Below are 21,929 nucleotides of genomic sequence, written 5' to 3'. Positions count from 1 at the left end.
AGCCGCCCCACCGAACGGAGCGCCCGCATGTCCTCACCCCCTGCCGCCGGCCCGGTGGCCACCGCCCTGGAGAGGGTCTTCGACGAGGCCGGTGTGGCCGGTCTCGTGCACGCCCGCGACATCGACTCAGGTCACGAGGTCGCGCTGCGAGCCGACGAAGCGGTCATCGTCGCCTCGCTGCGCAAGATCCCGATCGCGCTTGCCTACGCCCGCCGGGCAGCGACCGGACAGCTGGACCGGGCGGCGCGGCACACGATCGCCTCCGCCAACCGTGAAGGCGGCGGCATCGGCACCGACAGTTGCCTGCACGACGTCACGATGAGCACCCGTGACCTGGCGTTCTTCATGCTCTCGATGAGCGACAACGCGGCCACCGACAAGCTCATGGAGATCCTTGGCGTCGCGTACGTCCGCGATGTGGCCGCCGAGCTGGGCTGTCCGCGGATACCGGTCGGCCGCTACCGCGACCTGTGGGACCCGGTCTGGGAAGAGCTGGGCATCGATCCGGACGGCGACATCGACGCACAGCTCGACGCGGTCGGCGAGGAGCGGATCCGGGGCCTTGCCATGCTCGACCCCCACCGCTCCGCGTCCAGCACACCCCGCGAGATCACCTCTGTGCTCACCACGATCTGGCGCGACGAGGCGGGCCCGGCCGAAGCCTGCGCCGAGGTACGCGACCTGATGGGGCGTCAGCTCTCCACCCACCGCCTCATCGCCGGCTTCGACAGTGAGGTGAAGGTCGCCGCGAAGAACGGCTCCCTGTGGGGTGTCCTCAACGAGGCCGGTGTCGTCGAATACCCCGACGGCAGCCGGTTCGCCGTCGCCGTCTTCCTGCGCACCCCCGCCCTCGGCGGCCGCAACCCCGCAGCCGACACAGCGATCGCCCGCGCCGCCCGGATCGCCGTCGACCACCTGCGCGCCACCCGCGGCCGGCAAATCCCTTCGCACCGTACGGAGACGACATGCCCATAGCCGCCACCCCGGCCGGCACCGACCGCGTCCGCACCGAGCTCGACGGCGTCTTCGCCCGGGCGGGGGTGGAGGGGTTCGTTCACGCCCGCGATCTCGACACCGGCGCCGAGTTCGGCCACCGGGCCGATGACCGGGTCGTCCTCGCCTCCGTCTTCAAGATCCCGATCGTGCTGGAGTACGCACGCCAGTCGGCTGCCGGACAGCTGGATCCGGCCGCGCGGCACACCGTGACCTCCGCCTACCGGGCCGGTGGCAGCGGCACCGACGGATGCCTGTACGACGTCGAGATGAGCGCCCGCGACCTGGCCTTCATGATGATGACGATCAGCGACAACGCGGCGACCGACCTGCTCCTGGACATCGTCGGTCCCGACCGGGTGCGCACCCTGCTGGACGGGCTCGGCTTCACCGGGTTCGGCGTCTCCTCCTGCCACACCCTGGACGACGACATCCGCCGCGAACTCGGTCTAGCGCCCGGCTCCTCCATCGACGACCAGCTGGCCGGCATTCCGGAGGAGCGGCTGCTGGCCCTCGGTGTGAACGACCCGCACCGAAGCCCGTCGAGCACCCCGCGCGAGGTGACCGCGCTGCTGGCCGCCATCTGGCGTGACGAGGCGGGTCCGGCCCAGGCGTGTGCGGAGGTCCGCAGCATCATGAGCGCGCAGGTGTGGCAGCACCGGCTGGCCTGCGGGTTTCCCGAGACCGGTGTGCGGATCGCGGGCAAGACGGGAACCGACTTCGCGATCCGCAACGAGGCCGGTGTCGTGGAGTATCCGGACGGCAGGCGCTATGCCGTCGGGGTGTTCCTGCGCTCAGCCCGCGTGGCCGGCCGGCAGCCGCACGCGGACCGCGCGATCGGCCGGGCCGCCCGGACCGTCATCGACCATCTGCGCACCTGACCGCACGCCGCCACCCCGCCGGCACGAGCACGCCGCCACCCCACCGGCACGCGTCACCGCACCCGACCCCCTGCCTGCCCCGCACGCCTGCCTGCCCCGGACCACGAACGCGGCCCGGGGCTCTCGCGTGTGCCGGGTCCGCGGGCCCGGCACACGCGAGACCTGTCGCTTTTGGGACGGCGATCCGAAAACAGCCTGCGGGCTTTGTCGCCGGCTCTGAATCAATTCCGGTCAGCAGCCGCGAATGTGAGGCAACCTTTCCGCCCCGAGGGAGCCCCAATGAACAGAGCCCGAGTGATTGCCGTGTGTCTCGCGGCGTCGCTACTGGTGGCCGGATGCGGCCGTGGCAGTGGCCGGGCCGGCTCGGCCGGTGGTGACGCCTTCAGCTTCGCGATCAAGAGCGACCCCGGTCTGCTCGATCCGGCCCAGGTGCAGAACACCACCACCTACACCGCGCTGTCCCTGGCCTACGACACCTTGGTGAACATCGGCTCCGACGGTCGCGTCGTGTCGGGCCTGGCCGAAAAGTGGGACGTCAAAGCGTCCTCGGTCACCTTCACCCTGCGGCGGAACATCACCTGCGCCGACGGCAGCCCGGTGCGGGCGAGCACGATCGCCGCGAACGTCGCCCACATCACCGACCCGGCCACCAAGTCGCCCGCCTACGGTGTCGTGGTCCCCGAGGGCCTGACCGCGAAGGCCGACGACGTCACCGGCACGGTGACACTGTCCACCCCCGAGCCGTTCGCGTTCATCCTGCAGAGCACCCGCTATCTGTTCATGGTCTGCGGCAAAGGACTCAAAGACCGTTCCCTCCTCAAAAGCGGCACGTCCGGCTCCGGCCCCTTCCAGCTCACGTCGGCCCGACCGAACCAGAGCTACACCTTCACCCGGCGCCCCACCTACACGTGGGGCCCCGGCGGAGCCACCGCATCCGACCCCGCCATGCCGGGCTCGGTCGTCCTCCAAGTCGTCGGGAGCGAGTCGACCGCCGCGAACCTGCTGCTCTCCCACCAGCTGAACGCCGCGCAGTTCGCCGGACCCGACCGTGCGCGGGTGACCGACGTCCCCGGCATCACCACCAGCGTCCAGCCCAACGGCACCCAGGAGTTCTTCTTCCACCAGGGCACCGGGCACCCCGGACACAGCCGGGCCGTCCGCACCGCCCTCCTCCAGGCGGTCGACCTGCACGACCTCGGCGCGATCGCCACGGGCGGCACCGGACTGCGGCCCACCGGTCTGGTGATGCAGCCGCGCCCCTGCCCCGGTGACACCGTCGGCGGACATCTGCCCGCTTACGACCCGCACGCCGCCGAGGCGGCCCTGGAGGCCGCGGGATGGCACCGCTCCGGCGACGGGGTCCGCCGCAAGGACGGCAAGAAGCTCACCCTCCGCATGATCTACGGCACGTCGGGCGGCGAGACGATGGCGGCTGCGGCCGAGTACCTGGCGGACGCCTGGAAGAAGGCCGGCGTCGACGTCAAGCTGAGGGCCCTGTCGGACGCGGCCTACGGCGAGATCGAGACGGTAACCCAGGACTGGGACGTGGACTGGGCGCCGCTCGGCGTCACCCTGCCCACCCAGCTGCTCGGCGCCCTGTCGGGTCCCTTCACCCCCGACGGCGGCAACTTCGCCCACCTCACCAACACGACGTACGACAGGCTCACCGCCCAGGCGAGCACACTCCCCGACACGGCGGGCTGCGCGCAGTGGTCAGGATCGGAGAGCGCACTGTTCGACAGCGGCGACCTCATCCCCGTGGTCGACAAGACCCTCAGTACCGCGGCGCACAACGCGACGTTCCGCATCACCGCCGGGCTGTTCGACCCGACGTCGATCCGGATGACGGGAGCGGGCAGATGAGCACCACTGCCCCACCGCGCGCGCGGCGTCTGACCCCGCGGTTCCTCGCCCGCCACCTGCTGCGCCTTGCCATCTCCCTGGCCGTGCTCGTCCTGGCGTCCTTCGCCATGATCCACCTGATCCCCGGCGACCCGCTGCGACAGATGCTCGGCCCCACCGCCCCCAGGCAACTCGTCGACGCCCGCCGCGCCGAACTCGGCCTGAACGACGCGCTGCCCACCCAGTTCCTGCACTACGTCCAGCACGTGTGCGGCGGTGACCTGGGAACCTCGTTCTTCTCCTCCCAGCCCGTGAGCGGCATCATCGCCCAGGGCCTGCCCAACACGCTGGCGCTCGCGCTGCTCGCCACGCTCGTCGCCCTCGTGGTGGCGGTCCCCCTGGGCATGTGGGCCGCAGTGCGCACCCACAAGGGGCGTCGACGCGGTACGGAGACCGCGTTCACCACGCTCACCGGCGCCGCCGTCGCCATCCCCGAATACCTCTACGGCCTCGCGCTGCTGCTCGTCTTCGCGCTCGCCCTGGGACTGCTGCCGCCGGCCGGCCTGACCGGGCCCACCTCCTACCTCATGCCCGTCACCGCGCTCTCGATCGCCCCCACCGCGATGATCGCCCGACTGGCCCGGGTGGAGACCCAACGCGAACTGGACACCGACTACATGCGCCTGGCCCACGCCAAGCGGCTGCCCGCCGTGCGGCTGTACGCGGTGCATCTGCTGCCCAACACCCTCACCGCGACCCTGACCATGGGCGGGCTGCTCCTCGGCGGGCTGATCACCGGCAGCGTCCTGGTCGAGAACGTCTTCGCCTGGCCCGGCCTGGGGCAGCGGACGGTCGAGGCCATCACGCAGAAGGACTATCCCGTCGCCCAAGCCATGATCCTTGTCTACGGCGCGCTCGTCCTGGTCGTCAACTTCGCCGTCGACATCGTCCTCGGTCTCCTCGACCCGAAGTCCGCCCTGTCCGCCGGCAACCGTCAGGAGGGCTGATGCGCCGCCTGCTGAGAAATCCCGCCGGCCTGCTCGGCGCGGTCCTGGTCGCTGTCATGGTGCTGCTCGCCCTCATCGGCCCGCCGATATGGGAGGCCGCCGCGACCCGCATCGACCCCAGCCGGATCAACCAAGGGGCGTCGAGCGCCCACCTGTTGGGCACCGACGCGCTCGGCCGTGACCTGCTCGCGCGCACCCTGGTCGCCACCCGCCTCACCCTGGGCCTCGCCTTCCTCGCGACCCTGATCGGCACTGCCTGCGGAGTGCTCCTGGGCGCGCTTCCCGCCCTCCTGCCGTACCGGGCCGGGCGGGTGGTGATCGCCGGGGTCGACATCCTCGTCGCCTTCCCCGCCCTGCTTCTGGCGATGTTCACCGCCGTCGTCACCGGCCTGGGAGCCCGCGGCGCCGTGCTGGGCATCGGCGTGGCGCTCGCGCCGGCCTTCGCCCGGCTCACCCACACCCTGACCGCCTCCATCGCCGGCGCCGACTACATCGCGGCGGCCCGCATGCTGCGGGTGCCCCGCCGCCGTGTCCTGACCCGGCACCTGCTTCCGAACATCGCCGAACCGCTCATCCTCAACACCGCCCAGGCCATGGGCTCCGCCCTGCTCGGCCTCTCCGCCATGTCATTCCTCGGCATGGGCGTCCAGGCCCCGTCCTACGACTGGGGGCGCCTGCTCAACGAAGCCTTCGGCCACGTCTACATCACCCCCTCCGTCGTCGTCGCACCTGCCACCGCAGTCGCACTCGCGGGCCTCGGCTTCATGCTGGTGGGCGACACCTTCGCCAAGGCCGCCGCCGGCATCAACTCCCCCGCCGGCAAACCCGCCCCGCCCGTCATCGCCCCGGCCACGGACACTCCCGTACCGCACGCGGTCCTCGAAGTACGCGATCTGACCGTGGCGTTCCCCGGCGGCATCACCCCCGTCCGCCAGGTGTCGCTGACCGTACGGGAGCGGGAGATCGTCGGCCTGGTCGGCGAGTCGGGCAGCGGCAAGAGCATGACCGCCGCGGCGATCGGACAGATCGTGCCCCACCCCGGTCTGGTGGGCAGCGCCCGCAGCCGGCTGTGCGGTGTGGACCTCGGCGCCGTGAAGGACGCCGAACGCCGCAAACTGCTCGGCGCCTCACTGGCCATGGTCTTCCAGGACCCCACGTCCTCCCTGAATCCCGCCCTGCGCGTGGGCGGGCAGCTCGCCGAGGTCGCCACCCTGCACGACGGAGCCACCCGCATCGGGGCACGGGCCCGCGCAGTCGAGCGGCTGGCCCGGGTGCACATCAAGGAGCCCGACCAGGTCGTACGCCAGTACCCGCACGAGCTGTCCGGCGGCATGCGCCAACGCGCCGTCATCGCCATGGGATTGATGGGCACCCCCCGCCTGATCATCGCCGACGAGCCCACCACCGCCCTCGACGTGACCGTCCAGCGCGAAGTGATCAAGGTGCTGCGCGAAGTCGTCGACGACACCCGCGCCGGCGCCCTGTTCATCTCCCACGACATCGCCGTCGTCAGCGACCTGTGTGACCGGATCGCCGTGATGTACGCCGGGCGCATCGTCGAGGAACTTCCCACCACCTCCCTGCGCGACGCCCGCCACCCCTACACCCGGGCGCTGATCGGCTCGCTCCCCGACATGGACACCGACCGCTCCCAGCCCCTGTCCACCATCCCGGGCCGCCAGCCCGCACCCGGCGACGTCACCGACGGCTGCGCCTTCGCCGACCGCTGCTCCCTCGCCACCGACCGGTGTGCGACCCGCCCCGAACTGCGCACCTGCGACAACGGACACGCGGTGGCCTGCTGGGAGACACCGTGAACATCACCGACGTGACCGTACGGTTCGGTTCCTTCACCGCCGTGGACGACGTCAGCCTGAAGGTGGCGAAGGGCGAAGTCACCGGCCTGGTCGGCGAGTCCGGCTCAGGCAAGTCGTCTTTGGCCCGGGCTGCCGCCGGCCTCACCCCGTACCGGGGCACGATCTCCGGGGTGGCACGTGGGCAGGTCCAGATGGTCTTCCAGGATCCCTACTCCTCCCTCAACCCCCGCATGAGCATCGGCGCCGCCATCACCGAAGGCATCCGCGTCCCACGCGCCCAACGGCCCACAGAACTCGCGCGGCTGCTCGAACTCGTCGCCCTGCCCGCCTCGTACACGGACAAGTACCCGCGCGAGCTCTCCGGCGGCCAGCGACAGCGCGTCGCCATCGCCCGGGCGCTGGCCGCCCGGCCGCAGGTACTCATCGCCGACGAGATCACCTCCGCCCTCGACGTGTCCGTCCAGGGCGCGGTCCTCAACCTGATGCGTGATCTGCGGACCGAACTCGGCCTGACCATGCTGTTCATCTCGCACAACCTCGCCGTCGTGCGCTACGTGTGCGACACCGTCGCCGTCATGCGCCACGGCCACCTGGTCGAATCCGGCCCGGTCGACGAGGTGATCACCGCCCCGCGACACCCCTACACCCGCGCCCTCCTCGACGCGGTACCCCGGCTCGGCCGCGCCTGAGCCCGGCTGCCCCCAGCCCGACAACCGCCCCGGAGCGGGCTGCCAGGCTCCGTCCTCCACCACCCGAAAGGCACTCGTCGTGACCTTGGACCTGCACCACCGCGCCGTCGTCGCCGATGCCCACAACGACCTCCTCATGGCGGTCGTCGCCCGCCCGCCCAGGCGCTGGGGCAGCTTCTTCCGCACACGCTGGCTGCCCCAACTGCGCGAAGGCGGCATCGACATCCAGGTCCTGCCGGTGTTCATAGACGACCAGTACCGGCCCGAAGGAGCACTACGCCAGACACTCCGCATGATCGAATGCGCCCACACCCTGGCCGAGGACAACGCCGACGACGTCGCTCTGTGTCTGAACGGCGCCGACATCGACGCCGCCCTCGCCCAGGGCAAGATCGCCCTCGTTCTCGCGCTGGAGAGCTCGCCCGGCATCGACGCCTCCACAGAGCTGTTCGCCACCCTGTTCCGCCTCGGCGTGCGCATCGCGTCCATCGCCCACTGGGGACGCACCCCGCTCGCCGACGGCAGCCGCGAGGACGCCACCCGCAGCAGGCTGACCGCTCCCGGCATCGAGGCCGTGCGCGAGATGGAACGCCTGGGCATGCTCTTCGACATCTCGCACCTCGGCGCGAGCGGCGTCGCCCACGTCCTGGAACTCGCCACGCGCCCTGTGATCGCGACCCATTCGTGCGCCCGCGCGCTGCGCGACCACCACCGCAATCTGACCGACGACCAGATCCGCGGTGTGGCCGCCACCGGCGGCGTGGTCTGCGTGAACTTCGTACCGGACTTCCTCACGGACGACCAGGAGAAGGTGAGCCCCGACCGCATCGTCGACCACATCGAACACATCGTCTCGGTCGCCGGCATCGACCACGTCGGGCTCGGAGCGGACTTCGTCCGCGAGGTCATGACCGATGTCACCCCGCCCTGCTGCGAGAGCCCGGACGACGAAGACCCGATGTTCGACTTCCCCGGCCTTGAGGGCCCGGCCGGGATGCCCCTGGTCACCGAAGCCCTCCTGCGGCGGGGCCTCGCCGAGGACGACATCGTCAAGATCCTCGGTGGGAACATGCAGCGACTCATGAACACGCACATGGGCTGACGGCACGGGCCCGAGAAGGCGGCGGGCCGTCGGTCCGTTCGCCGCCGCCCGCCGCCGCCCGCCGCCGCCCGGCTCTGCGGGTTCGGCTCCGGATACGAACCGGCCGCCCAGGTTGTCACCGCACCACCAACTCGACCCCGGCCCGCGAACTTAGCGTGGGGGTCATCCCACCTTGGAGGACGCACCGTGCCGGATGACGCCGTAACCTCGTTCGCGCCCGCGGACCGTACGCCCGCTCTCGACGCCATGCTCGCCGACCTCGAAGAACTCGTGACCTGCGAGTCCTACTCCGCCGACCACAAAGCGGTGGCCCGCAGCGCCCATGTGGTCGCCGCCCAGGGCCTGCGTCTGCTCGGCGCCGAACCTCTGATACTGGAAGCCGAGGGCGTCACCCACGTCCAGTGGACCTTCGGAACGCCACGCATCCTGCTCCTGGGCCACCACGACACCGTCTGGCCGATGGGCTCCCTCACGACCCACCCCTGGTCGGTCAAGCAGGGCATCGCCCGTGGCCCCGGCGTCTTCGACATGAAGGCCGGCCTGGTCCAGATGTTCCACGCCCTGACCCTGCTGCCTTCGCTCGACGGCGTGTGCGTCCTGGTCACCGGGGACGAGGAGACCGGCTCGGACACCTCCCGGCCTCTCATCGAGGATCTCGCCCGCCAGTGCGCGGCCTCCTTCGTCCTCGAAGCCTCGGCGCCCGGCGGAGCCCTCAAGACCAGCCGCAAAGGCGTCTCCTCGTACGACATCACGGTCCATGGCCGCGCCGCCCACTCCGGGCTCGAACCGGAGAAGGGTGTCAACGCCGCGACGGAACTCGCCCACCAGCTCCTTGCTCTGCAGGCAATCGCCGACTCGGTCAACGGCTCGGCCGGCCCGGGAACGACCATCACCCCGACGGTGATGTCGGCCGGCACGGCAAGCAACACGGTGCCCGCACGGGCCGAGTTGAGTGTGGACGTCCGTGTCCCCACCGCAGCCGCGCAGGTAGCGGTCGACCAGCTCATCAGGACCTTGCAGCCGGAGATTGCGGGCGCCCGCCTCCAGATCGACGGCGGCCCCAACCGCCCGCCCCTGGACCCCGATGCCTCCCACGAACTGTTCGCCCTCGCCGGCGAGAAGGCAGCACAGCTCGGCCTCGGCCCACTGGAGCAGGCGGCGGTCGGCGGGGCCTCCGACGGGAACTACACCGCCGGCGCGGGCTGCCCCACCCTCGACGGTCTCGGCGCGGTCGGCGACGGCGCGCACGCCGACCACGAACACGTCATCGTCGCCACCATGCCGGCCCGCGCCCGGCTCCTGGCCCACCTGGTGGGAGCAGTGCGGTGAACCGGCCCGCCATCCGCGAACTCCACACGATGCAAGACCTCGGCACCGTCGCCCGGCTTTTCGCCGACGTATGGGGAACCGCCCCGGACAGCGCACCCATCTCCGCCGAGATCATGCGGGCCCTGGCCCACGCCGGCAACTACATCGCCGGCGCCTACGAGGACGGCCGGCTGATCGGGGCATCCGTCGCCTTCTACAGCGACCCCATAGGCACGGGCCTGCACTCCCACATCACCGGGGCCGTCCAGAGCCGCGGCGTCGGCCTGGCCCTCAAGCTCCACCAACGCCAATGGGCGCTCGCCCGCGGCCTGAAAACGATCACCTGGACCTACGACCCGCTCATCCGCCGCAACGCCTACTTCAACCTGGTCAAGCTCGGCGCCCGCCCCGAGGAGTACCTGACGTCCTTCTACGGCGAGATGGACGACGCCATCAACGGCGGTGACGAATCCGACCGCGCCCTCACTGCCTGGGACCTCAACGCGTCCCCCGAGCCACCGGCGGACCGCTGCCCCGAACTGCCCGCCGACGCCGTCCACGGCCTCCGCAACGACGACGGCCGCCCCGCCACGGGCACGACCGACGCCACCACCGTCCTCATCGACCTGCCCGACGACATCGAGGCGCTTCGCCGTTCGGATCCCGGCGCCGCCCGGGCCTGGCGGCTCGCCGTACGCCACACCCTCGGCGGCCTGCTCGCCGACGGCGCGCAGGTCGTCGGGTTCCACGACCGGCGCAGCTACGTCCTGCGCCGCACCCCCGCCGCGTGAAGGCACCACCTCAGCCGCGTAAAGGCACCACCTCACAGGAGTCACCCGCAATGAAGACGAAGATCTCCGGTGTCGAGCTGCGCCGTATCGCGATGCCGCTCGTCGCCCCGTTCCGCACCTCCTTCGGCATCGAAACCTGCCGCGACGTCCTGCTGGTCCGTGTCGTCACCTCCGACGGCGAGGGCTGGGCCGAGTGCGCGGCCATGTCCGAGCCCCGCTACTGCTCGGAGTACGTCGACGGGGCCCAGGACGCGCTGCGCAAGTTCCTCATCCCCGCCCTGCCCACGGACGGCGTCGACGCCGCCGCCGTGGGACGCATCCTGGAGCCCTTCACCGGTCACCACATGGCCAAGTCGGCGCTGGAGAGCGCGGTACTCGACGCTCAACTGCGCGCCTGCGGCGAGTCGTTCGGCTCCTATCTCGGTGCCGCCCGCGACCGGGTCCCCTGTGGCGTCTCGGTCGGCATCATGAACTCCCTCCCCGAGCTCATCGACGCCGTCGAGGGGTACGTCGCCGAGGGCTACGTCCGGATCAAGCTCAAGATCGAGCCCGGCTGGGACGTCGAGCCGGTCCGCGCCGTGCGCGAGCGCTTCGGTGACGACCTGCTCCTCCAGGTCGACGCCAACGCCGCGTACACCCTGGTCGACACACAACAGCTCGCGAAACTCGACGAGTTCGGCCTGCTCCTGATCGAACAGCCGCTGGCCAACGACGACATGGTGCAGCACGCCCAGCTGGCGAAGCGCCTGCGCACACCGATCTGCCTGGACGAGTCCATCGAGTCCGCCGCCGACGCCGCAGCCGCCATCTCCCTGGGCGCCTGCTCCATCATCAACATCAAGCCGGCCCGGGTCGGCGGCTACCTCGAAGCCCGACGCATCCACGACCTCGCCCGCGCCCACGGCATCCCCGTCTGGTGTGGAGGCATGCTCGAAACCGGAATCGGCCGCGCCGCCAACGTCGCTCTCGCGGCCCTGCCCGGCTTCACTCTTCCCGGCGACACCTCCGGCTCGAACCGCTACTTCGCCACCGACATCACCGAACCGTTCGTCCTCGCCGACGGCCACCTCGACGTCCCCACCGGCCCCGGCCTCGGCACCCAGCCCCTGCCCGAGGTCCTGGCCGAGGTCACCACCTCCCGCGAATGGATCGCCCTCTGACCCAGCCGCACGAGATCTCCCGGACGCCCCGCCGTCCGGGAGCCCGCCACCTGCAGCCCTGCCCCACCATGCCCCCACGTACTCGTCTTCCACAACGAACCGAATCCGGCACATTCAGCCCCGCCCACCAACGACTCCCCCTGTCGGCTCCCGATGCCGGCCCCACCCCACTGCACCGCGGCAGTGAGCCGGCGCCGGGCGGAACCGCGCCCACCGACCGTGGCAGCACGGGCGACCGCATCCTGCGCGACCAGTCCGCTCCCCCGAGGCGCGATCGGCCCCGCTCCGCCTGCCCGCACCGCTCACCCTCACGGCGACCCTTTGCGGCGGCGGGCAGGAAGGCCCCTCCCAGAGCGTCATTGAGCGTCAAAAACATAGCCGTAACGCCCATAGCGCATATCATGCCCACTCGACGAAACAGCAGGTCAGCGCGCCTTTTCGGCAGGCTCAGGAATCGCGACGCACTCCACATGATGCGCCATCGACATGTGGAACGACATCACGTGCACGAAGCCGAAGGCCGGCGTCCCTAAACCTGAGACAGCCCCAGCCGTCACACCGGCTGCGGCCAGGGGCGTCTTCAACGTGCATTAGTCCTCGCGAAACCCGCAGCAAAAGAGCTGCCCCTGCGAACATACCGGCAGAGACAGTGTCGCGCTCGGTCAGTCTTCGATGATCGGCCGCACCGGCGACAGAAATGGATCGAGCCGCACCGTTACCTCGCCACGTGCCAACACCCGTACTCGGAAGGCGCCCGGCCCCGGCGGCGCCGGCAGGTCGTCCGAGCGCTCGTACAGAAGACCCCACGCGCCGGGGAAGCGGCGTGCGATGAAGACGACCAGGGCGTCGAGCTCCGCGGCCTCGTCACGTCGGCGGTTGACCAGACCGTCAACCCGCACGAACCACTCCCCGTTATGCGCGCGCAGCACCGCCTCGCCCGTCGACCAGTCCAGCGACTCGACGCGCTCGCGCAGTTCGTCGATGCCCCGCTGCAAGGTGCCGGTATCAGCCTCCTCCGGCGACTCTGCGATGCCGAACCAGCCGTGAAACTCGTACATGATCCTCTTTCGATACGTCACAAAGGGCTGATTTCAACGACGGGTTCGATCCCGTGGCGTCTGCCGTAGTCCTTGAGCTTGTTGATGACCTCGGGGGTCGGCTCACCCTCGAAGTGGAAGTACGGAGTACGGAGTACGGCCGGATTTTATCGAGCGTTCGAACGTCGCCTTGGCCTGGTTACGGAAGGCGCTTCCCATCTGCATTGCCTCGGGGTTCGCCTGAGCCACGCACTCGTCGCTGATCGCGTCGAATTCACGGCCTGACGGATCGTTCTCGAACTTCATCCGGGACTCGCCACTCAGCTTCTCCGCGAGCTTGTCAGCAGCTGGGTCGGGCTTGCTCACTTTCTGCAGTTCACCGAGACCGCCGTTGTTCTCGTAAGGGGCAAGTCCCAGCGGATCACTGGTCGTGCACGGATTCTGTACGTACCCGGCCGGGTCGGGCGCCGGAGCCAGACCTAGTGGAGTCCGGCGTGGTGTATCTGGCGGTGAGGGGATCGTATTAACGATGGTGGTTGTAATGGAGGCCACTCTCGGGGCCGAAGTACTGGCCGGGGAAGCGCAGCGGTGTGTTACGCATCGGCGTCCACGTTCCACGACGTGACGCCCCACAGCGTGGCGCGCGACTGCCAAGCGATCCGGCCTTGCTCGTCAACGAGTTCGGTCGGGGTGCCGATGAGATCGGTCGTGATGGCGAAGAACGAAGAACCGGGCATCGATCTCGTCCTGCGTGGCCGCGTCGGTCAGGCGCTCGGTCTGCGCGATAGGAGTGAGACCGTCGTAGTCCCAGGTGAGCGTGGCGCGATGCGGCAGTTGACCGGGCCCCTCAAGTCCCTGGGCGCGCGTCGTGCCCTGTCGAGACGGTCTCCCGGTCGCGAGGTAGGTCGCAGGTGCGGGGGCTTCGCGTTCCTGCGGTCGCAGCCGCCCGGAACACCCCTTGCCCGGTGGATCGTTGGCCGACGATCCATCGGGCCCCCGCCGTCCGATGCCTCGATGGGCCCTGGGCCGGCCCTTTTCAGCGGCGGCACAGGGCCGCGTCCACGACCCGGTCGACACGTCCTCTGGTCGCTTCGTCGGACAGCTGCAGGCTCACCGCGACGTTGGCGGCGCGGCCGCCGACGGTGGCCCCGCCCCGCGTCTCGTATCCCGGGTAGCTGCCGCCATGGCCCCAGTAGAGACCGCCGCACGACAGCGGCTTGCTGACGAGTCCCAGACCGTAGCGGGCGCCGGGGCCGAAGGTCTCCTCCGCGGGAACGGTGCCGGTGCGCATCTCGGCGCGCTGGGCCGGCTTGAGCAGGTCGCCGGTCAGCAGCTCCGAGAAGAACCGGTCGAGGTCGGAGTTGGTGGAGATCATCGCTCCCGCCGCCCAGGCCCAGGAGGGGTCCAGCTCCGTCACGTCCTGCAGCGGCGCATGGAGCGAATCCCGGTAGTAGCCGGTGGGATGGGGCTCGCGGATGGTCGCGTCACCGGGGGCGGGGAAGTAAGTGGGGCGCAGACCGAGCTTCTGGATGATCCGCTGGTCGATCTGCTGGGCCAGCGACCGATGAGTAACCTTCTCGACCATCAAGCCGGCCAGGACGTAGTTCGTGTTGCTGTACTTCCAGCGCGTTCCGGGGTCGAACTCGGCCTTGTGCCGGAGCGCGATGTCGAGGAGTTGGCGGGGTTCGAAGTGCTGGACGTCCTCACCGAGGTAGTCGCTGTAGTTGGGAAGACCGCTGGTCTGCTGCAGGAGATGGCGGACCTTGATGCGGCGTCCGTCGATGCCGTCCCCGCGGACGACGCCCGGCAGGTAGGTGTCGACCGGCGCGTCGAGGCTGATCCTCCCCTCTGCGACCAGTTGCAGGACGACCACGGCGGTGAACGTCTTGGTGTTGCTGCCGATGCGCACCTGGCCATCACGGGGCACCGCCGCGCCGGTGGCGAGGTCGCCGACCCCCGCGGTGTAGGTACGGTTCCGGCCGTCGCGGCTCTGGACGCTCGCCAGCGCGGCAGGGACACCGTCCTCCGCCACCAGCGCGTTCAGTCCTTGCTGGACGGTGTCCTGCCGGGTGGCGGCGAACGCCGCGGACGGGGTCGGAGCACTCATCGTCAGCGCGCCCACGGCCACGGCGGCCACGGTCGGCACGGCTCTGCGCCAACCCGTCCGGTGCTGCCGGGAAGGACGGGACAACAACCCTGACTGCTCGCGCACGAAGGGACTCCTACGGGATCGGTGGACAACGCAGCGGTATGTGCTCGGTGCTCGGTCCAGCATGTCCAGGCACCGCCTTCCGCCACGATCCCGCTACCCGCACAACCCCAGGTGGGGCTACCCCCCGGAGATGTCCGGCCGGCCCCGTACCCGGCGGCCGGGGCCGGCTCCGGGGCGGAAGGTCAGTCCGCTGTGGCGTGTCCCTGCTCCGGGATGCGGCCGCAGACCGGGTTGCCCGGCTTGGCGGGGCCGTCGCCGATCCAGGACTGGGACCAAAGGACCGCGAACTCCGGGCGGCTGCGGTAGCCGTCACCGTTGAGGTCGAGGAGGTCGAGGAGGTCGAAGACCTCGTCGGTGCTGATACTCCGCCCGTGCCAGGTCTCGATGCACCGGGACCGGGCGTCGAAGAGCGTGAGGGAACACGCAATGCGCTCGTCGCTTTGGACGGGGGCCTGCGGCTGCGTACCCGGCAGCGACTCGACGTGCGCCGCCGGGTTGAAGGCGGGCATCACTTGCTGGGCGATGACGACGTTCAGCGCGGCGCGCAGATGTCCCGGATATGCGGCTGCGTGATGTCCGACAGCAGATGTCGACCAGTTTCGGGTGCCGGCTCAGGGTCTGTGGCCCGGCCACGCCGAGTCACTGATCGGCGCGTGGGGACGCGGCTCCGATGAGAGCTCGGCGGTGAGCTGGAGCTCCCAGCTGCCCGTGACGGGCGCTTCAGGGGCGCATCATCCCAGAAGGCCGCGCGGTCAGCGCCGGCCGCCGCCGACGCGGCGGTCGTCGGCCAGTGCGGTGAGCGGTCCGAACTCGCGGGCAAGCTGGTTCCACGTCAGAACCTCGCCACAGCGAGCCGGGAACTCCTTCGGGTTGAACTCGGGCATGGTCCAGGTGTTGGTACCCCGGTCCCGCAGCCACAGGTCCCCGTCGCCGTCGACCACAGTCGGCGGGACCGGTACGGGCTCGGCTTCATCGGTGGGCTCCCAGGTGATCCGGCCCGGGTGGGAAACGCGGCGCAGCTCGGTGGTGGCCAGCCGCGCGGCCAAGTCGCGGGTGGACTCTTCGGCGCCCTTGACCGATTCGAGTCGATATGCATCGTCGAGTACGGGCAGGGCTGGATTCTTGCTGCGCTTTGAACTCATACGCTGACTACCTCCGGTGGGGGGCGTCACATCCGTTATGGCACCCCGTAGAGGAACACGGTATCCGAGGCGGGGGCCGGGCCGACTACGGCCACTGTCCAGGTGGAGGCGCCGGCACACCGGGCGGTGGGGCCAGGTGGTGCGCTGGTCCTGGACGTGGCGCAACCCATGGCGGTAGCGCTCAGATGGGGCGGTCCGGGTCTGAGAAGGTGAGGCCGCCGGGGGCAAGCGGACGCCGGGCCGGGGCGGGCGCGGGATCGGTCTCTCCGGGCGGCTGGCGGAAGTCGGCGCCCTGCTCGACTGGTATCGGCCGGCGCCCACCCGCCTGGGCGGGTACGGGAGCGCCGGAAGCGGGGTCGGAGAAGACGGGCAGCGAGAGCGGTCGACGGTCGGTCATGATCCCAAGTCTCCCAGGTCCGGCCCTGCGGGTGGAGCCAGGCCGCCATCAGCGGTGATGGTGCTCTGGCCCTGGCCAGCAGGGCCGGGCTGGTTGTTTCAGCGCCAGAACAGAGCGGTTAGGCCACTGCTACCGCCGGTGAACCGGCCCGGACCGCCGAGGCCGGGCGGCACACTGGCGGGTGACGACGCCCCCGTCTTGACGAAAGACGACATAGAGCCCCCGCATGAACCGGGTTCAGAAACATCCACGCTCACTGCGCCCTGGAACGTGCTGTGGCAGGTGCGCACCGCAGCGAAATGGCGTAAGGAGGACTCCGTCGCCGCGCCGGACATGGTCGTGGAGGTCGCGGCATGCGTCAGCTGACTCGGAGACCGAGCGCAAGCGTCAACTCAAGGACGCGGTGCGGCGATGCGAGATCCGGAAACAGCTCTCGCAGCTGTGACATCCGGTACCGAACCGTCTGGGGATGGACGAACAATGCCGTTGCCACCTCGTCCCGCCTGCCCTGGTGCAGCAGCCACGCCCGCAACGTCTCCTCCAGCCGCCGCGCGGTCGCGGGAGGCAGGGTCCGCAAGGGTGCGAGGGCTCGGGCACGCAGGTCTGCGAACGCGTCCGCGTCGGCGCTCAGTACCAGCTCGGGCAGGTGGTCCTCCGTGTCGCGGATGTCACAGGAGAGGGAGCGCGCGCGTACGGCTCGTGCGTACGAGGCGGATGCACGAGCCCATGGCCGGGCCGGGCCGACCACGGCGGCGCGCTGGTTCAGCTGTCTCAGGAGATGTGCCCGGTCGGCATCGGGGACCAGCAGTACGCCCCAGGCGTCCGGCAGATCGTCGAGGACGAGCGTGTTGGGGTTGAGCGCTCGGTAGGCGGGCCGAGCCTGGGCGGCGGGCAGCAGCACCGCGGTCAGCGTCACCGGAGGCTGCCACCCGGCCCGTTGCACAGAGGCCCGCAGCACGTCCGGGCTCGCGTCGGCGAGGAGATCGCGGGCCAGATGTTCCAGGTGACGCTCATGAGCCCGGCCCTGGGCGGCCAGTTCGTCGGCGTGGCCCGCGGCGCTCGCGGCGGAGAGCTCGTCGATGTAGGCGAAGGTCAGCTCGGCGAACTTGGCGACCTCGGCGGCGGGCAGCCCCGCGGGCACAGCACCTGTGGCCAGGCATCGCCAGGCCACGCGGGCGCCGACGCGGTAGGCGCTGAGCAGGGCGTCCATCGAACGGCCCTCGCGGACCTCGCCGCGGCCCAGCTCGTAGGCTGCGTCACCGGCGTCGCCGCCCGTGGCGCTGCCGCTCGCGAGGTCCAGATAGTGCCCCAGGGCGGTGCGTACGGCGCGCCGGATGATGCCGCCCATACGGCCCGAAAGGGCGTTGGCGTAGGAAGGCACCTCGTCGATGATCGCCTGGACGACCTCGTCGGCGGTGGTCTTCAGCGCGGCCCGCAGTGCGCTGACCGTCGTCTCGTCAAGGGTCAGTCCGCTGGCTCTTCGGATGGCATGGTTCATCTTTTGTTCCCTGCGAACAATTCGGCCGAACAGATTCACGTTCTGCGGACAGGACTTTACGCCCTGAGGCGCATCAAGGTGGAGTCATGACGAGTGCGGCCCTCCGCGGCAGGGCGTGGAAACTGCTGGAAATGGTCACGACGCCGCTGTTGCCGTCGGACTACCTCGACCTGGTCAGCCCGCTGCGTACGGGCGCTGAACTGCGTGGGCGCATCGAGGCCGTGCACCCCGAGACGGGTGACGCCGCGACCCTCGTGATCAGACCGGGGCGGGGGTGGCGCGGCCACACGGCCGGTCAGTACGTGCGCGTGGGGGTCGACGTCGAAGGGGTACGCCTGTGGCGTGCCTACTCGCTCACCTCGCCGACGGGCCGCCAGGACGGCCGCGTCACGATCACGGTGAAGGCGATCCCGGGCGGCAAGGTCAGCACCCACCTGGTCCGTGAGGCGAAACCGGGCACGCTGATCCAGCTCGACCAGGCGACCGGTGACTTCGTGCTGTCGGAGGCCCAACCCGCCAAGGTGCTCTATCTGACGGCCGGCAGCGGCATCACGCCGGTGATGGGCATGTTGCGCGACACCGAGTTCGACGACGTCGTCATGGTCCACTCCGCACCGCGGCCACAAGACGTGATCTTCCGCAACGATCTGCACGACCTGGTCGCGGACAAGAAGCTGCGCCTCACCGAGCTGCACACCGACACGGACGGCATGCTCGACATCGCCCGCCTCGACGAGCTCGTGCCCGACTGGGCCGAGCGGGAGACCTGGGCTTGCGGACCCGCGGGCCTGCTCGACGCCGCCGAGGCGCACTGGAGGGAGCACGGCGTCCGAGAGCGCCTGCACACCGAACGCTTCCGCCCCAGCGTCGTCGTCTGTGGGGACGGCGGCGGCGAGGTCACGTTCCGCACCACCGGCAAGACCGTCGACGCGGACGGCACCACGCCGTTGCTGGACGTCGGCGAGGAGGCCGGCGTGCTCATGCCGTCCGGGTGCCGCATGGGCATCTGCTACGGCTGCGTCACACCGCTCAAGGCGGGGGCCGTCCGCGACCTGCGCACCGGCGAGATCACCGAGGCAGAGCCGGGCGTCCTCATCCAGACCTGCGTGTCCGCCGCGGCGGGCCCCTGCGACATCGAACGGTAGGAGAACCTTGACCGCCATAGACCCCACCGCCCACCTGAGCGGCGAGCAGATCGAGGAGCTTGGCCGAGAGCTGGACGCGATCCGCGACGGGGTGATCGCCGTCCGCGGCGAGAAGGACGCCGCCTACATCCGCAAGGTCATCTCTGCCCAGCGCAAGCTCGAACTGGCCAGCAGGGGCGTGCTGTTGTTCTCGGTCTTCCCGCCCGCGTGGCTGATCGGCACCGCCGGTCTGTCCGTGGCGAAGATCCTTGAGAACATGGAGATCGGCCACAACGTCCTGCACGGCCAGTGGGACTGGATGCGGGACCCGAAGATCCACTCCACTACCTGGGACTGGGATCACGTCTCGCCGGCCGAGCAGTGGAAGCACTCGCACAACGAGCTGCACCACACGTACACCAACGTGATCGGCAAGGACAACGACCTCGGTTACGGCATCATGCGCGTCGACGAGGACCAGAAGTGGCACCCGCTCCACCTCGGCCAGCCGCTGTGGAACTTCCTCAACGCCTGCTTCTTCGAGTACGGCATCGCCGCCTACGACCTGGAGCTCGGCAACAACCTGGACAAGCGCCGCCGCAAGGACCCGGAGTTCCGTGCGCGGGCCAAGGCCGTCGGCCGCAAGATCCGCAAGCAGGTACTCAAGGACTACGTGGTCCACCCGCTGTTGTCGGGCCCGTCGTTCCTCAGCACGCTCGCCGCCACGTTCACCGCGAACCTGGTCCGCAACCTCTGGTCCCACTCGGTGATCATGTGCGGGCACTTCCCCGAGGGCGTGCAGGTCTTCGAGCGCCGGTCGATCGAGCGCGAGACGCGCGGCCAGTGGTACCTGCGCCAGATGATGGGTTCGGCGAACATCAGCGGCAGCAAGGCCATGCACTTCATGACCGGCAACCTGTCACACCAGATCGAGCACCACCTGTTCCCGGACCTGCCGAGCAACCGGTACGCCGAGGTCGCGGTGAAAGTGCGCGCCCTGTTCGAGAAGTACGAGCTGGATTACGTCACCGGGCCGCTGCCCAAGCAGGTGTTCTCCGCGTGGCACAAGGTCTTCCGGCTCTCGCTGCCGAACAAGAAGTCCAAGGTCAAGATGCCAGACCCCGAGCGAAGGCTCGTCGCCACCTCGTTCCAAACCGGGGCGGTTCAGATAGCAGAGCGCTAATTCGTCCCCGTTCGGCTCTTGCGCCCATCCGCGTTACGAGACGGTGAAGGAAAGTCGTCTGCTCGTCTGCTCATCTGCTCGTCTGCTCGTCTGCTGTCATGGCACTGTCTGCGGCACGCGTGGAGGGGCCCGGGTGCCGTACTCCTGGCACCCGGGCCCCGAAAGAACTGCTGCACCATTTGCCGGCCCCCTTTCTGCGCCGACCTCTGTGTCCGCACCGCTACCGGGGGATGTGGGCGGCGGTTGCGCGGATCGCGGATGCGTGACCTCAAACCACCTCTTCCACTGCCGAACCTCCTGGTGCGCGCGCCTGCAGGCGCCGGGGGGGGCTCGGCACGCTTTCATCCGGGACGAGGCCGAGGGCGACGGGGGTGATGGAGGTGTGCTGCGTCGGCTTGGGTGGCGTGCTGGTGTCCGGGGCCGGCGGTGTGGGGGTCGGCGGGGTCGGCTTCGGGCTCGGCGGCTGTTCCTTTTTGGTGTCGGCGAGGGTGATCGTGACGGGCGCGTCGGCTTGGCCGTGAGCTCGGTGACGATTACGTCCTGGTCGGCGACGGTGTTGTGCATCGGGCTGCCGCTGCTGGTCTCCTTGAGGCGGTAGACGCCTGCCGTGATGTCCTTGAAGACAATCTGGCCGCTGGAGTCGGTCTTTCCGGTGGCGACCTCCTTGCCCAGCACCGCACTTCACCATCACTGCCCAGGACGAAGCCATCGACGCCCTCGTCCTGCAGGAACACGGCCGCAGCAAACACATCCCCACCGACAAGGAACGCACCGACGCCGAGAAGCACACATGGATGCGCATCCCCCGCTTCGACTCCACCCCCGCCACCAGGCTGCGTCTCATCCTCCGGGGCGGCACCCCGCACCGCGGCAGCGAATGGACCGACCTACCCGACCACAAAGCCCACGCCGCATACGCCCACGCCTATCGCGTCGAGCGGCGAAGCCAGACACCCTCAGACCAAACCTGGCAGGCCGTCAGCAAATCTGGCAGATCCGTGACGCCACATCAGTTCATGCGTCAAACGTGCGTCACGTGCGTCGAACATGCGTCAAGACAACGCCCGCACCGCACATCATGCACATCGGCGAAACTGCAGGTCAGGCGGTCTTTGCCACCGGCTCAAGGATCGCGACGCACTCAACATGATGCGTCATCGGAAAGGTGTCGGCCTAGATGGGCCGAGAAAAAGCCCAGGTCAAAGCCGTCTTTGCAGGTTACCTCTCTGCATGAAGTCGCCGCGAGCGTCAAATGAGCGTCACGGCCCAGCTCCCCCTGTCCGTCACGTCTCAGTGACCTGATCTGCGCGCGACCGGACCACCTGTGGCGAACAGACCGCTGGAAACGCCGGGCTGCTTCTCCTTGCCGGACGCGAACATCTGCCGCCCCGGTGGCTCACTGCCCGGCAGCCGGCCCGGATCTCAGCGACATCCAGCCCCAGTTCGACACCTTCGGCCTGGGCATAGGCGAACACGTCTTGCGATGCGCGAAGCCGCTGAGCGGTCGGGCACGGGCGTGATCGACGCCAGGCGTGTGCATCACCCACCGACCCTGAACGGTCGGGCGGCGAGCCGAAACCTGCCCATGCATGAATACGTTGGTCCCTTCGACGGCGCCGCACCCAACCGTCCGCAGTTCAGAGTGCTCATCCCCGCACTCCACGCCGGCATCGCCCTCGGTGCCGTGCGACTTGAGGCCAGGGAGGCTGTCCGGCCATCAGCCGTCCTTCGTAGGCGGCGAGATCA

The 21,929-nt window shown here is 69.8% G+C and carries 19 protein-coding genes and 1 pseudogene; 12 read left to right on the top strand and 8 right to left on the bottom strand.

All coding sequences use genetic code 11. The features are described from left to right. Nucleotides 1-27: 27 nt before the first annotated feature. From ACGFW5_RS09260 to menC, 10 genes are all read left to right on the top strand, one after another. On the top strand, nucleotides 28-975 hold the full coding sequence (locus tag ACGFW5_RS09260) for a serine hydrolase (RefSeq protein ID WP_393833551.1): 948 nt from the start codon (nucleotides 28-30) through the stop codon (nucleotides 973-975). Next, nucleotides 966-1,874, top strand: a complete 909-nt coding sequence (locus tag ACGFW5_RS09255) for a serine hydrolase (RefSeq protein WP_393833550.1) — start codon at nucleotides 966-968, stop codon at nucleotides 1,872-1,874. Before ACGFW5_RS09260 ends, ACGFW5_RS09255 begins: the two co-directional genes overlap by 10 nt. Before the next feature lie 279 nt (nucleotides 1,875-2,153). Further along, entirely contained in the window at nucleotides 2,154-3,737 is a 1,584-nt protein-coding gene (locus tag ACGFW5_RS09250; RefSeq protein WP_393833549.1) for an ABC transporter substrate-binding protein, read from the top strand. After that, nucleotides 3,734-4,723 (top strand): ABC transporter permease, encoded by a 990-nt coding sequence (locus tag ACGFW5_RS09245; RefSeq protein WP_393833548.1) that lies wholly within the window; start codon nucleotides 3,734-3,736, stop codon nucleotides 4,721-4,723. Before ACGFW5_RS09250 ends, ACGFW5_RS09245 begins: the two co-directional genes overlap by 4 nt. After that, entirely contained in the window at nucleotides 4,723-6,540 is a 1,818-nt protein-coding gene (locus ACGFW5_RS09240) for a dipeptide/oligopeptide/nickel ABC transporter permease/ATP-binding protein (RefSeq protein WP_393833547.1), read from the top strand. The genes ACGFW5_RS09245 and ACGFW5_RS09240 overlap by 1 nt, the downstream gene beginning before the upstream one ends. After that, nucleotides 6,537-7,229: an ABC transporter ATP-binding protein gene (locus ACGFW5_RS09235; protein ID WP_393833546.1), complete on the top strand. Its 693-nt coding sequence runs from the start codon at nucleotides 6,537-6,539 to the stop codon at nucleotides 7,227-7,229. Before ACGFW5_RS09240 ends, ACGFW5_RS09235 begins: the two co-directional genes overlap by 4 nt. 79 nt (nucleotides 7,230-7,308) lie before the next feature. Then, complete coding sequence (locus ACGFW5_RS09230; protein WP_393833545.1) at nucleotides 7,309-8,331, top strand: dipeptidase; 1,023 nt, start codon at nucleotides 7,309-7,311, stop codon at nucleotides 8,329-8,331. A gap of 246 nt (nucleotides 8,332-8,577) precedes the next feature. Continuing rightward, nucleotides 8,578-9,660, top strand: coding sequence for a M20 family metallopeptidase (locus ACGFW5_RS09225; protein ID WP_393833704.1), 1,083 nt, complete (start codon nucleotides 8,578-8,580; stop codon nucleotides 9,658-9,660). Continuing rightward, nucleotides 9,657-10,430, top strand: coding sequence for a GNAT family N-acetyltransferase (locus ACGFW5_RS09220; protein WP_393833544.1), 774 nt, complete (start codon nucleotides 9,657-9,659; stop codon nucleotides 10,428-10,430). The genes ACGFW5_RS09225 and ACGFW5_RS09220 overlap by 4 nt, the downstream gene beginning before the upstream one ends. 50 nt (nucleotides 10,431-10,480) lie before the next feature. Beyond that, complete coding sequence (menC, locus tag ACGFW5_RS09215; RefSeq protein WP_393833543.1) at nucleotides 10,481-11,590, top strand: o-succinylbenzoate synthase; 1,110 nt, start codon at nucleotides 10,481-10,483, stop codon at nucleotides 11,588-11,590. 662 nt (nucleotides 11,591-12,252) lie between these two features. On the opposite strand, the gene ACGFW5_RS09210 is transcribed toward menC, so the two are convergent. The 8 genes and pseudogenes from ACGFW5_RS09210 to ACGFW5_RS09175 form a co-directional block, all read right to left on the bottom strand. Then, the gene (locus ACGFW5_RS09210) at nucleotides 12,253-12,648 is read right to left on the bottom strand and encodes an Imm7 family immunity protein (protein WP_393833542.1); all 396 of its coding nucleotides are present in this window, start codon (nucleotides 12,646-12,648) and stop codon (nucleotides 12,253-12,255) included. A 102-nt stretch (nucleotides 12,649-12,750) separates the two neighbouring features. Next, nucleotides 12,751-12,993 carry a restriction endonuclease fold toxin gene (locus ACGFW5_RS09205; protein ID WP_393833703.1) on the bottom strand — a complete coding sequence of 81 codons (243 nt, stop codon included), beginning with the start codon at nucleotides 12,991-12,993 and terminating at the stop codon, nucleotides 12,751-12,753. 24 nt (nucleotides 12,994-13,017) lie between these two features. Continuing rightward, nucleotides 13,018-13,443 (bottom strand): annotated as a pseudogene (locus ACGFW5_RS09200) (RHS repeat-associated core domain-containing protein); the annotation flags it as partial. A 220-nt stretch (nucleotides 13,444-13,663) separates the two neighbouring features. Next, nucleotides 13,664-14,773, bottom strand: a complete 1,110-nt coding sequence (locus tag ACGFW5_RS09195; RefSeq protein WP_393833702.1) for a serine hydrolase domain-containing protein — start codon at nucleotides 14,771-14,773, stop codon at nucleotides 13,664-13,666. Between the two features lie 248 nt (nucleotides 14,774-15,021). Beyond that, complete coding sequence (locus ACGFW5_RS09190; protein ID WP_393833541.1) at nucleotides 15,022-15,348, bottom strand: hypothetical protein; 327 nt, start codon at nucleotides 15,346-15,348, stop codon at nucleotides 15,022-15,024. Nucleotides 15,349-15,591: 243 nt separating this feature from the next. After that, nucleotides 15,592-15,981, bottom strand: coding sequence for a hypothetical protein (locus ACGFW5_RS09185; protein ID WP_393833540.1), 390 nt, complete (start codon nucleotides 15,979-15,981; stop codon nucleotides 15,592-15,594). Between the two features lie 181 nt (nucleotides 15,982-16,162). Beyond that, the gene (locus ACGFW5_RS09180) at nucleotides 16,163-16,378 is read right to left on the bottom strand and encodes a hypothetical protein (protein ID WP_393833539.1); all 216 of its coding nucleotides are present in this window, start codon (nucleotides 16,376-16,378) and stop codon (nucleotides 16,163-16,165) included. A 358-nt stretch (nucleotides 16,379-16,736) separates the two neighbouring features. Further along, entirely contained in the window at nucleotides 16,737-17,876 is a 1,140-nt protein-coding gene (locus ACGFW5_RS09175; RefSeq protein ID WP_393833538.1) for a helix-turn-helix domain-containing protein, read from the bottom strand. 86 nt (nucleotides 17,877-17,962) lie between these two features. Here ACGFW5_RS09175 and ACGFW5_RS09170 point away from each other — a divergent pair, with 86 nt between their 5' ends. Both ACGFW5_RS09170 and ACGFW5_RS09165 read left to right on the top strand, forming a co-directional pair. Continuing rightward, nucleotides 17,963-19,021, top strand: a complete 1,059-nt coding sequence (locus ACGFW5_RS09170; RefSeq protein ID WP_393833537.1) for a ferredoxin reductase — start codon at nucleotides 17,963-17,965, stop codon at nucleotides 19,019-19,021. Nucleotides 19,022-19,028: 7 nt separating this feature from the next. Beyond that, nucleotides 19,029-20,183: a fatty acid desaturase family protein gene (locus ACGFW5_RS09165; protein WP_393833536.1), complete on the top strand. Its 1,155-nt coding sequence runs from the start codon at nucleotides 19,029-19,031 to the stop codon at nucleotides 20,181-20,183. Nucleotides 20,184-21,929: the final 1,746 nt, after the last annotated feature.

Origin of the sequence: Streptomyces sp. NPDC048416, assembly GCF_043200435.1 — a bacterium.
GTDB lineage: Bacteria > Actinomycetota > Actinomycetes > Streptomycetales > Streptomycetaceae > Streptomyces.
This window is presented reverse-complemented; position numbering and strand designations above follow the sequence as displayed.

What these genes read in the sequence shown, in the direction of transcription:
- ACGFW5_RS09260 (WP_393833551.1), top strand. Translation starts at nt 28, where the DNA reads ATGTCCTCACCCCCTGCCGCCGGCCCGGTGGCCACCGCCCTGGAGAGG.
- ACGFW5_RS09255 (WP_393833550.1), top strand. Translation starts at nt 966, where the DNA reads ATGCCCATAGCCGCCACCCCGGCCGGCACCGACCGCGTCCGCACCGAG.
- ACGFW5_RS09250 (WP_393833549.1), top strand. Translation starts at nt 2,154, where the DNA reads ATGAACAGAGCCCGAGTGATTGCCGTGTGTCTCGCGGCGTCGCTACTG.
- ACGFW5_RS09245 (WP_393833548.1), top strand. Translation starts at nt 3,734, where the DNA reads ATGAGCACCACTGCCCCACCGCGCGCGCGGCGTCTGACCCCGCGGTTC.
- ACGFW5_RS09240 (WP_393833547.1), top strand. Translation starts at nt 4,723, where the DNA reads ATGCGCCGCCTGCTGAGAAATCCCGCCGGCCTGCTCGGCGCGGTCCTG.
- ACGFW5_RS09225 (WP_393833704.1), top strand. Translation starts at nt 8,578, where the DNA reads ATGCTCGCCGACCTCGAAGAACTCGTGACCTGCGAGTCCTACTCCGCC.
- menC (WP_393833543.1), top strand. Translation starts at nt 10,481, where the DNA reads ATGAAGACGAAGATCTCCGGTGTCGAGCTGCGCCGTATCGCGATGCCG.
- ACGFW5_RS09210 (WP_393833542.1), bottom strand. Translation starts at nt 12,648, where the DNA reads ATGTACGAGTTTCACGGCTGGTTCGGCATCGCAGAGTCGCCGGAGGAG.
- ACGFW5_RS09190 (WP_393833541.1), bottom strand. Translation starts at nt 15,348, where the DNA reads ATGCCCGCCTTCAACCCGGCGGCGCACGTCGAGTCGCTGCCGGGTACG.
- ACGFW5_RS09185 (WP_393833540.1), bottom strand. Translation starts at nt 15,981, where the DNA reads ATGAGTTCAAAGCGCAGCAAGAATCCAGCCCTGCCCGTACTCGACGAT.
- ACGFW5_RS09180 (WP_393833539.1), bottom strand. Translation starts at nt 16,378, where the DNA reads ATGACCGACCGTCGACCGCTCTCGCTGCCCGTCTTCTCCGACCCCGCT.
- ACGFW5_RS09175 (WP_393833538.1), bottom strand. Translation starts at nt 17,876, where the DNA reads ATGAACCATGCCATCCGAAGAGCCAGCGGACTGACCCTTGACGAGACG.
- ACGFW5_RS09170 (WP_393833537.1), top strand. Translation starts at nt 17,963, where the DNA reads ATGACGAGTGCGGCCCTCCGCGGCAGGGCGTGGAAACTGCTGGAAATG.